This window comes from Halorubrum ezzemoulense DSM 17463, assembly GCF_002114285.1.
GTDB classification, from domain to species: domain Archaea; phylum Halobacteriota; class Halobacteria; order Halobacteriales; family Haloferacaceae; genus Halorubrum; species Halorubrum ezzemoulense.
In genome coordinates this window covers 1-9,703 of the sequence record NZ_NEDJ01000092.1, presented here as the reverse complement: position 1 = coordinate 9,703, position 9,703 = coordinate 1, and the positions used below count along the sequence as shown (strand labels likewise).

Sequence of the window (9,703 nt, the reverse complement as noted above, 5' to 3'; positions counted from 1 at the left end):
GGACACACCCGTACCCATTCCGAACACGGAAGTTAAGCCCACCAGCGTACCGTGAAGTACTGGAGTGAGCGATCCTCTGGGAACCACGGGTCGCCGCCTGCCCACTCATCCGGGAGAATACTCCCACCCAGCCCACGGACGTATGTCCGTGGGCTTTTTTTTTATTTATAGCGAGCAGCGAGGGCGTTGACGCGCGACCGCTAGGCTTAAACGCTCCACAGCGGTACGTTCGGACAGCGCCAAGGTGGCAGAGTCTGGTCAGACGCAGCGGCCTGCAGAGCCGCCCAACGCCGGTTCAAATCCGGCCCTTGGCTTCTTGATTCGGTCTCGGTACGTCGCGAGGTCGGTCCCGTGAACTGACCCGCTTAGTAACCGTTAAACACCGGGTGACCCATGCGTCAACTATGCAACGACGCGCTGTGGCCGTGTTTGTCGCGCTGTTCCTCGCCGTCGCGGGCGTGGCGGGCGCGCTGACCGCGACGGCCGATAGTCCAGAGATCACGCTCGAGAATCCGGAGGTCGACGCCTCGCAGGGTGACTCGGTCGAAGTCGGTGGTGAGTCGTACGTTGTGGCCGACATCTCCGAGACGGAAGAGGGCGGAGGCGGGCACGGTGGTGCGGCGACGACCGTCATCACCGGAACGCTCGAGCGGGAGTTCACCGCGGAGACCTCCGAGACGTGGGCGAACGGTTCGACGGTTACGGTCGGTGACCGCGAGTGGCGCGTCGAGGTCACGGGGGAGAACGCGACCGAGTTCACGCTCGTCGAGGTGCTCGACCGGCAGGCGATCCTCGGCGCCGACGACGCGGCCGAGAACGAGACGGTCACGCTCGACGACGGCGAGTACGTCGCCGTGACGGACGACTCCGGCGAACGGACGCTGGTGCCCGTCGACGAGTACTTCCCGGCGCCCGAGCAGCGCTCGTACGAGGTGGGCGAGACCCTCGGGTACGACGGACAGATGGTTACGGTCGACGGTGTGACCGCTGACGGTGCCGTACTCGTGTGGGAGACGACCGAGACGGAGACCGTGGAGTTCTCCCAGCACTCGGTGGTAACGATCGGCGGCACGGACTACGTTGCGCACTTCCCCGACGCCTCGACGCTTCGGATGTCGTCGGACATCGAGGCGTACGAGGCGCAGGTCTCCGAGATAGACCAGTTCAACCAGTACAACAGCGGCCTCTCGCGCGTGCTCGTCCTCTCGGTGCTGTCCTCCATCATGCTCGCTGGGCTGGCGTTCATCCCGTCGCGGTACTGACAGCCGGCCGAGTCGGGGCGTTCGTTTCGCTTCGATGCTGCGTTTCGACCGACAGCCACTACCGGACGGCACCGCTACGGCGGGCATGAGTTCGACAGGAGAGAAGGTGCGACAGCTGGCCCCCCACTGGGCGGTGATGTTCGTCGCCATGTTCGCTGCGCTGGCGGTCGCCGACCGGATCACCGGCGGGCTCGGTGTCGTCGCGTCGTTGGTGCTCGTGCTCGCTATCGCTTTCGCCTACCCGTTCGCCGTCCGGACGCTCGGCGTCGCACCGGCGGTCTGGAGGCGATGACGGCGTCGCTGTACACATGACGACACAGATCAAAGACCCCGTTCACGGGTACATCGAACTCGACGACGCGGTCGTCGATCGCGTGATCGACACGTCGGCGTTTCAGCGGCTGCGGTACGTCAAGCAGCTCTCGGCGACCCACCTCGTCTATCCGGCCGCCAACCACACGCGGTTCGAACACAGCCTCGGCGTCTACCACCTCGGCCGCCGCGTCTTCGAAAACCTCCGTGAGGAGCCGTATTTCACCCGGAACACGTCCTCGGACACGCTCGACGAGATTCAGTCGACGCTGGAGTGTGCGTGTCTGCTCCACGATGTCGGCCATCCGCCGTTCTCGCACGTCTGCGAGCGGCATCTCGACGCGACGGCACTCCGAGACCGGCTCGCGGAGCGGGGCTTCGTCGCGTCGCTTCGCGAGGCGGGGCTCGATGACACGCCACTTCTCGGGGCGAGTCCGCACGAACTCATGAGCTGTCTCCTGATACTCGACCGCTTCGGCGACGCGCTCCGATCCCTGTCGGTCGACCCGGAGGAGGTGTGCGCGTACGTCTTGGGGTACAGTCTGGTGTACGAGCGGGGCGGACCGTGGCAGCACGGCCTCGGAGCCCAGCTCCTTCACTCGCCGGTCGACGTCGACCGTCTCGACTACATCTCCCGAGACAACTGGATGACGGGCGCGAACGTGTTGAACTTCGACACCGATCGCATGGTCGACGCCTACACGGCGCACCCCGACGAGGGGCTCGCGCTCTCCGAGAAGGCGCTCTCGACGCTCGGGAACTACTTGGAGGGCCGGATCGCGCTGTACATGTGGGTGACCCAGCACCACAAGTCGGTGTACGCGAACGCGTTGCTCCGCGATCTCACCGAGCGAGCGGCCGAGCTGACCGGCGATCCGCCGGTGACGATAGACGGGATCCTCGACGGCGAGATCGACGACAACACCGTCGCGGAGCGACTGCGCCGGCTCGCGCGCGACCGCCCGGACACCACGTTCGCGACGCTGTACGACCGGTATCGGACGCGGCAGTTCCCGACGACCTGCTGGAAACATCGGATCGCCTACGCCGACCGGATCGAGGTCGACCGCGAGGCGTTCGGCGAGTGGCTCGTCTCGGGCGACGAGCGCCTCGAACACGAACTCGCGGCGGAACTGGACGTCCCGCCTCACGACGTGTGGATCGAACGCTCGTACGTCCCCGAGTACGAGCCCTCCGAGCTGGCCGACATTCCGATCGCGTACGGCGGGACGACGCGGTCGGCCGGCGACTGGGGGCTGTACGGCGAGCGCGCCTTCGACACCCCGATCCCGTTCGTCTACGTGCCCGACGGGGACCGAAAACGCGCCACTCGGTGGCTCGTCGATCGGTTTCGCGCGGAGTACGGCGGCTGACGGCATCGGACGCAATTCTGACCGATAACACCGGTGTCAGCCGGTCACGGTCCCGTCCCTTTCGGGTTTATACGACTCGGTCGCCTTCCGATCGGTATGAGCGACGAGAGCGCGGCTCCGGTCACGTCGAAGCTCCCTGACGCACCGTTCCACACCAGCGGTACCGACCACGTCACGGTCTGGGGCAGCAACGAGGAGGACACGCTCGCGTTCTACCGCGACCTGCTCGGGATGCCGCTCGTGTTGCGACAGCCGAACCTCGACGACCCCTCGCAGACGCACCTCTTCTTCGACACCGGCGACGGGCGGATCCTCACGGTGTTCGTGAGCGACGAGCGGGCGTCCGCGCGCGGCCAGCGCGGCAACACGGGCGCCGTTCACCACCTGTGTTTCACCGTCGAGCCCGACGAGTACGAGGATATCATGGCGGCGCTCGAAGAGGCAGGGAAGGGGTACAACGTCTTCGACCGCGGCATCTTCCACTCGATTTACACCCAAGACAACAACGGGCTCGTCATCGAGCTGTCCGCCGACAAATACGAGATACCCGACGACCGCAAGGGCGAGGTGCTCGCGACCGCGCAGCGGCTCCGCGAGGAGGACGGCGCCGACTTCGCGCAGGACCGCCACATGGAGGGCGCGCTGGAGGAGCTCGGCCTGCCGGTAAACAAACACGACCTGCCCGACGCCGACGCCGGCGTGGGGGTCTGAGATGGCGGACGGCGCTCAGGGCCCGCACGCGGGCGACGACCCGCACGGCGACGAGCCGCTGGTCACGGCCGGAACGCCGCTCGACGACGCGGGCGCGGCGCTCGTACTCGTCCACGGTCGCGGCGCGACCGCCCGCAGCGTCGTCGACTTGGGCGAACGGCTCGCCGGCGACCGCGACGTGGCGATCCTCTCGCCGGCGGCCGCCGGGAACACCTGGTATCCGAACTCGTTCCTCGCGCCGGTCGCGGACAACGAGCCGGGGCGGACCTCGGGCCTTCGGGCGGTCGACGCGGCCGTCGACCGCGCGACAGACGCCGAGATCGATCGCGACCGCGTCCTCGTCGCCGGCTTCTCGCAGGGTGCCTGTCTCGCGAGCGAGTTCGTCGCCCGCGATCCCGGCCGCTACGGCGGACTCGCAGTGTTCAGCGGCGGGCTGATCGGCGAGGCGGTCGAGGTCGACGACTACCTCGCGACCGGTGACCGCGGGAGCGGAGCGGGCGACGACGCGACAGGCCCCCTCGCCAGCACCCCTGCGTTCGTCGGCTGTAGCGACGTCGACCCGCACATCCCCGAGGAGCGGGTCCACGAGACGACCGCGGTGTTGGAGGCGCTCGGGGCCGACGTGGACGAACGGATCTACGAGGGCATGGGCCACGGGATCAACGAGGAGGAGGTCGCGGCGGTGGCGGAACTGGTCGGCGACCTCGCCTGAGCGTCGGCCCGCCGGCGCCGGCCGAGGGGGCCGCCCGCCCGGATCACGCCAGCCAGTCGTCCGGCTTCGTGTCGTAGTCGACCTCGTCCGCGGTGATCCGTTCCCGGATCGACTCGTCGAGGTCGTGTTCCGTCACCTCGCCGCCGTCGTACTGGAAGCGCACGCCGACCTCGGTTCCCTCCGGCTCCTCGCCGCGTCGCTTGGCGCGCCGGACGGCCCCGTCGTCGTACTCGACGCGGATCGTCGCCAGGTTCACCGGGCGACCCCACAGCTCGAACACGCGCTTCAGCGTCGCTTTGGCGCGCTCCTCGTCGAGCGCGACGCCGTTGTACCGGTGGCCGATGAGTAGCTCCCCCCGGTTGCGGAAGTTCCCGTCCAACACGACGATCGTCGGCTTCCCGAAGTTGGTGAATCGGAGGAGCAGCTTCTTCCGAACGTCGTCGGCGTCGACGCTGGCGACGCGGTGTTCCTCGGCGGCTCGGCTGTACTCGTAGGTGAAGTAGTTCCCCTCGCGCACGAACTCGTCGGTGAGGAACGCGTCGATGAACGTCACGTCGTTGTGGCTCTCGCGGACCTCGAACATCCGCTCCCAGCCGGCCGCGCGGTCGACGTCGGCGATCGCCTCGGCGACCGTCGCGTACCGGTCCACGTCGAACAGGTACCGCGCCTGCTCTTCGAGCGTCTCCCGAGAGACGTTCCGGAGCGCGCCCCGGTGTTCCGGCCGCGAGAGGACGTAGTGGCGCTCCGCGAGCCCCTCGCGCGTGAGGAGCTTCCACGGGTACCGCTCCACGTCAATCTCCTCGCCGTCGGCCGACGCGCCGTCGCCGTCTTCGCGCCGAGCGGACAGCGCCCGGTCGACCGCCTCGGCGTCGACGCGCGGATCGCCGTCGGCGGCGAGGTCGGCGAGTTCGTCCAGCGTCGCCGGGCCGGCGCCCGCGACCGCCGGGTGGGGTTCGAGCAGGGTCGCGACCTCGTCGAGGTCGATCCGCGAGTGGAAGTTCTCCGGCGTCACCCCGTCGACCCGGAGCAGCTTGTCGATCACCTCTCGGCGCGCGGCGCGCAGCTCCACGTGCGTCCACAGCTCGAAGCCGAGCTTATACGGGTTGAGGCCGGGCGAGCCGAGCACTCGGGACATGTGGTCGGCGTACGTGAGGAACTCGTCCTCGCCGGCGAACCCCTCGCCGCCCATCATCAGCGACTCCCAGTACGTCGCCCACCCCTCGTTCATCACCTTCGTCTGCTTCTGCCCGGCGAAGTAGTACGCCTCCTCGCGGATCGCGTCGACGACGGTCGTCTCCCACGGCTCGCGGTCGACCGCCTTCCCGCTATCCGGGTCGTACCGCCTCCCGTGGTCGCGCAGGAACGCGAGCACGTCCGGGCGGGGCTCCTCCGGCTCGACGCCCTCCCCGCGCGCTTCGAGCCACTCGTCGTCGAACACGTCCCGGCGCACCTCCTCGGAGAGGTCGAGGTCGTCGATCCGGGCCTCTATCGCGTCGAGCGCGTCGTCGCCGTCGCCGCTCACGTCGTCCGCGATCCCCGGCTCCTCGACGGACCGCGCGGCGTCGACCGGGCTGTGCTGGTCGATCGTGTCCTCCAGCGCGCTCACGGCGTCGATCAGGCGTTCGACTTCGTCGCGGTCGACGTCGGCCCGCTTCGCGATCGCCGCGATCCGGTCGGCGTTGCGCTCCAACCGCGCCGCGGCGTTCGGGCCGCCCTCGCCGCGGTCGGCGTACAGCCCGAACCACTCGTTGTTCGCGAAGAAGTCCGCGTGCGCCTCGACGTGGGTGATCACCGCCTTCTGGTCGGCCGCCGCGTTCGACTCTTGGAGGAACGCGTGGGCCGGGTCGTCGTTGTTGACGATCTCGAACGCCTTCCCGAGCCCGTGGCGGTCCTTCTTGCGCTGCCGCTCGTAGTTCATCCCCCACCGCCAGTGCGGGTACCGGCGCTGGAAGCCGCCGTAGGCGATCAGCTCGTTCATCTGGTCGTGGTCGACCACCCAGTACCGCACCGGGTACGGCTCCAACCCGAGCCGCTCGGCCAGCTCGCGGGCCTCCTCGGCCGGCTCGTCGAGGGCGTCGGCCTCACGCTTCGCCTCGATCCGGTCGTCTCTCATCTGCGTTCACCTCCGTCGGTCCGCCGCGCCGCGGTCGTTCCGGCGGGAGCGCTCCCGCCGCCGTCAGACTCCGTGCTGAGGATCTCGTAGATGGCGTCCGTGACGTCGTCCGGTTCCGAGACGCGCGCGACGGCCACGTCGTCGGCGTCGCCGAACGCGGACTCGACCTCGTCGGCGTGGCGGGCGTTCGCCGCGCCGTCGCCGGGCTGGGTCTCGACGTACGCGTGGAGGTTGGCGTCGATCGACTCCATCAGCGGGATCACGTTGTTCGTGGTGTCGCTACCGGCGTTCTCGGAGTCGCCCGCGGCGAACACGTACCGGTTCCACTCGCTGTACGGGTACTCCTCCAGCAGTTCCTCGACGAGCTCGTAGGCGCTCGAAATCCGGGTTCCGCCGCCCGACTGGATCCCGAAGAACTCCTCGCGGTCGACCTCCCACGCCTCCGCGTCGTGGACGACGTACCGGAACTCGGCGGCGTCGTACTTCCCGGTCAGGTACCAGTCCATCGGCGTGAACACGCGCTCGACGAGCTCGCGTTTCGTCTCGCGCATCGAGCCGGAGGCGTCGCGGACGTTGATCACCACGACGTTGCGCTCGCGCTTCTCTATCACCTCCGGGTGACGGAACCGCTCGTCCTCGCTGCGGAACGGAACGCTGTCGAGCCCCTCGCGCCGGATCCGGTGCGTGACGGGCTCGTGGTCCACCCCGTCGTCGAGCGCCTCGAAGCTCTCCCAGCGGTCAAGCGCGGCGACCGGTTCGCCCCGCTCGTCCGCGAGGGTCGCGGCGGCGTCGGCGATCCACGCCCGCGAGACCGGGACGCCCTCATCGCGCGCCCACGCGAAGACGTCGTCCACGTCGGCGCCGTCGACGAACAGGCCCTCCCGGACGTACGCCCCGTCGAAGTCGGTGGCGAGGTGGCGTTTTAACCCCCGCTTGAAGAACTCGTCGACGTCGAGGGTCCCCCGCGGGCCGGCGCGGGCGGTGTCGGTGAAGTCACCCTCCACCTCCTCGATCACTTGCTTCCCCTTCGGTTCGAGGTCGAGCCCGAGCGCCTCGTCGAGCTCGCGGGCGAACTCCTCCGGGTCCATCTCGTAGTACTCGTGGTCGCCGCCCTCCTCGCCGGGGTCGCCCGCCTCGTCGCCGTCGCCGGGCTCGGGGTCGACCGGCTGGCCGGGCTGCGGCTGGCCGTCGCCGCCCTGTCCCACGCCGCCGGCGGAGCGCTGGTCGTACTCGAACGCGGGGAGGTCGACGAGCTTGATCGGGATCCGGATCCGGTCCGCGCCGGACCCGCCGAGGTCGCCGTGGCTGATGAACTCTGCGAGGTCCGCCCGGCGCGTCTCGCCGACCTCGCGGAACCGCTCGCGGTCCTCGGTCAGTCCCACGGGTCACCACCTCCGTCGGGACCGGCACCGTCGCTCGGACCCGCGTCGCCGGCCCGCTCACCGTCGATATCGGGCCACTCCTTGCGGACCTGCTCCATCACCGCCCGGCTCGTCAGTTCCGCGGACGCCGGCGTGTAGCCGCGGTCGCACAGGCGGTCGATCGTCTCCGCCTTCACCCGTTCCGTCTCGGTGTCGGCCGGCGGGTCGGCCCACGCCGCCGGATCGAGGTCGGGGAACCGCCGCTTCACGTCGGCGAGGTCGTTCGCGTCGATAACGGCCTTCAGCTCCGGCACCTCGGCGAGCTCCACGTCGTCGACGCTGAACGCGTCGCCGCGGTTCCGCCACGCGTACCGCGTGAGTCCCCGGATCACGCGCTCGCGCCGGAAGCTCTCGACGGCCCGGCCCGGGTCGGTCCCGCGGTAGTCGCTCTCGTCGAACCGCCCGAGCGTCTCCGTCTCGAACACCTTCATCGCGAGCGGGTCCGGCGCCTCGTCCGCGCGTCCGCGCTCCGTCGGGTCGTCGTCGTCCCACGCGTACACGTGTTCGACGTACTCGGCGACGGTCTCCGCCGAGACGGTCTCCGCGGCGAGGATCGCGTCGATCACGTCCTCCCGCTGCCGCTCGCGGATCTGCGTCGCGACCGGCTCGCGCCGCCCGTCGAACTCCGCCGCCTCGGCCCGCGAGAAGACGGGGGCGTCGACGAGCCCGTCGGCGAGCGCGTCGAGCACGTCCGTCGGCGTGATCACTCGCTCGACGGGAAGCTCCGGGTGGCTCCGGTCGGCGGTCGACGAGAGCAGGTCCGCGACCGCGTCGCGCGCGTACGTCACGGGGATCCCGTTTCGGCCGTCCCCCCCGGCGAGGTCCACGTCGGCAACGGTGACCGCGTCGTCCCCGCGGCGGACCTCGCCGGTCTCGTACAGCTCGGCGGTCTCGATCAGGTCGAGGTCGCCGGGCAGGTCGTCCGCGTCGAGCCGCGTGACGACCGCGTACAGCGCCGCGGCCCCGATCGCGTGGGGCGCGATCTCGCGCTCGGCGACCGTCCCGTCCGACTCCCGCACCGCGACCGACAGCGGCGCCGCTCCGGGGTCGCGGTCCCTGCCGTCACCGGCGTCCGGGGCGGCCGCGCCGCTCGCGCCGACGCTACCGTCCTCGACCGCCGTCGCCCCGGCGATCTCCCGCCGGAGCAGCCGCGCCTCCAAGCGGCGGTTCGTGAGGTACCGGAACTCGTGTTTCGAGAGCCGGCGCTTCAGCGCCTTCAGCGGGTCAGCGTCGCCGCGCTCGGCGTGCCGGTCCAACTCGGCGTCGAGGTCGGGGTTCGAGATGACGATCAGCTGGGTGTCTAAGTCCATCCCGATCCCCTTGTCGAGCTTCACGCGCCGCTCGTCGGGGACGTTGAGCAGCCGCCGGAGCAGGTCCGCGTGCTGGCTGGCGTCCTCGACGACGGTGGCGACCCCGTTCCCCTGCGAGAGGACGCCGTCGTAGCTGAACGCCTGCGGGTTCTTCCGGCCGCGCGAGTCGAGCTCGCGCAACATGCCGCCCATCCACGAGCCGACGAGCCGCTCTTTGGGGGTCCCGTCGTCCTCGGCGTGGAGGACGCCGACCCCCCGCCCGACGTCGACGACGTAGCTCGTCACGCGGAGGTGGTCGCGGTCGGTGATCGCCGAGAAGAGGTCGCGGCGCCCCTGCTCGCGGTAGGTCGACTCCAGGTGGTCGTACGCCTCGCGGCTGAACGGGTCGAGCCCCACGTCGGCGGCGATCGGATACGCGTCGTCGTCGGCCGCGTCGGCGACCGACTCGCGGACCGACTCGGGGAACACCGACAGCGGGTGCGTCTGGAC

The 9,703-nt window shown here is 69.9% G+C and carries 8 protein-coding genes, 1 tRNA gene and 1 rRNA gene; 7 read left to right on the top strand and 3 right to left on the bottom strand.

All coding sequences use genetic code 11. The annotated features are described in order from the left end of the window. The 7 genes from rrf to B9H04_RS16315 all read left to right on the top strand — a co-directional run. Positions 1-102, top strand: a 5S ribosomal RNA gene (gene rrf, locus B9H04_RS16345); the annotation flags it as partial. A 136-nt stretch (positions 103-238) separates the two neighbouring features. After that, positions 239-314, top strand: a tRNA-Cys gene (locus B9H04_RS16340). A gap of 105 nt (positions 315-419) precedes the next feature. Next, the gene (locus tag B9H04_RS16335) at positions 420-1,262 is read left to right on the top strand and encodes a hypothetical protein (protein WP_049932883.1); all 843 of its coding nucleotides are present in this window, start codon (positions 420-422) and stop codon (positions 1,260-1,262) included. Positions 1,263-1,347: 85 nt separating this feature from the next. Next, positions 1,348-1,554 carry a hypothetical protein gene (locus B9H04_RS16330; RefSeq protein WP_049932879.1) on the top strand — a complete coding sequence of 69 codons (207 nt, stop codon included), beginning with the start codon at positions 1,348-1,350 and terminating at the stop codon, positions 1,552-1,554. Between the two features lie 16 nt (positions 1,555-1,570). Next, complete coding sequence (locus tag B9H04_RS16325; protein ID WP_049932878.1) at positions 1,571-2,947, top strand: HD domain-containing protein; 1,377 nt, start codon at positions 1,571-1,573, stop codon at positions 2,945-2,947. A gap of 96 nt (positions 2,948-3,043) precedes the next feature. Then, a complete protein-coding gene (locus B9H04_RS16320) occupies positions 3,044-3,658 on the top strand; it encodes a VOC family protein (protein WP_085682864.1) in 615 nt (204 codons plus the stop codon). 1 nt (position 3,659) lies between these two features. Next, positions 3,660-4,370 (top strand): alpha/beta hydrolase, encoded by a 711-nt coding sequence (locus B9H04_RS16315; RefSeq protein ID WP_049932876.1) that lies wholly within the window; start codon positions 3,660-3,662, stop codon positions 4,368-4,370. A 43-nt stretch (positions 4,371-4,413) separates the two neighbouring features. On the opposite strand, the gene B9H04_RS16310 is transcribed toward B9H04_RS16315, so the two are convergent. From B9H04_RS16310 to B9H04_RS16300, 3 genes are all read right to left on the bottom strand, one after another. Beyond that, positions 4,414-6,483, bottom strand: coding sequence for a SpoVR family protein (locus tag B9H04_RS16310; RefSeq protein WP_049932875.1), 2,070 nt, complete (start codon positions 6,481-6,483; stop codon positions 4,414-4,416). Then, positions 6,480-7,865 carry a DUF444 family protein gene (locus B9H04_RS16305; RefSeq protein WP_049932874.1) on the bottom strand — a complete coding sequence of 462 codons (1,386 nt, stop codon included), beginning with the start codon at positions 7,863-7,865 and terminating at the stop codon, positions 6,480-6,482. The genes B9H04_RS16310 and B9H04_RS16305 overlap by 4 nt, the downstream gene beginning before the upstream one ends. After that, positions 7,856-9,703: kinase anchor protein (locus B9H04_RS16300; protein ID WP_085682863.1), on the bottom strand; the 1,848-nt coding region annotated here is incomplete at its 5' end. The genes B9H04_RS16305 and B9H04_RS16300, both read right to left, overlap by 10 nt.

What these genes read in the sequence shown, in the direction of transcription:
- B9H04_RS16330 (WP_049932879.1), top strand. Translation starts at nt 1,348, where the DNA reads ATGAGTTCGACAGGAGAGAAGGTGCGACAGCTGGCCCCCCACTGGGCG.
- B9H04_RS16325 (WP_049932878.1), top strand. Translation starts at nt 1,571, where the DNA reads ATGACGACACAGATCAAAGACCCCGTTCACGGGTACATCGAACTCGAC.
- B9H04_RS16320 (WP_085682864.1), top strand. Translation starts at nt 3,044, where the DNA reads ATGAGCGACGAGAGCGCGGCTCCGGTCACGTCGAAGCTCCCTGACGCA.
- B9H04_RS16315 (WP_049932876.1), top strand. Translation starts at nt 3,660, where the DNA reads ATGGCGGACGGCGCTCAGGGCCCGCACGCGGGCGACGACCCGCACGGC.
- B9H04_RS16310 (WP_049932875.1), bottom strand. Translation starts at nt 6,483, where the DNA reads ATGAGAGACGACCGGATCGAGGCGAAGCGTGAGGCCGACGCCCTCGAC.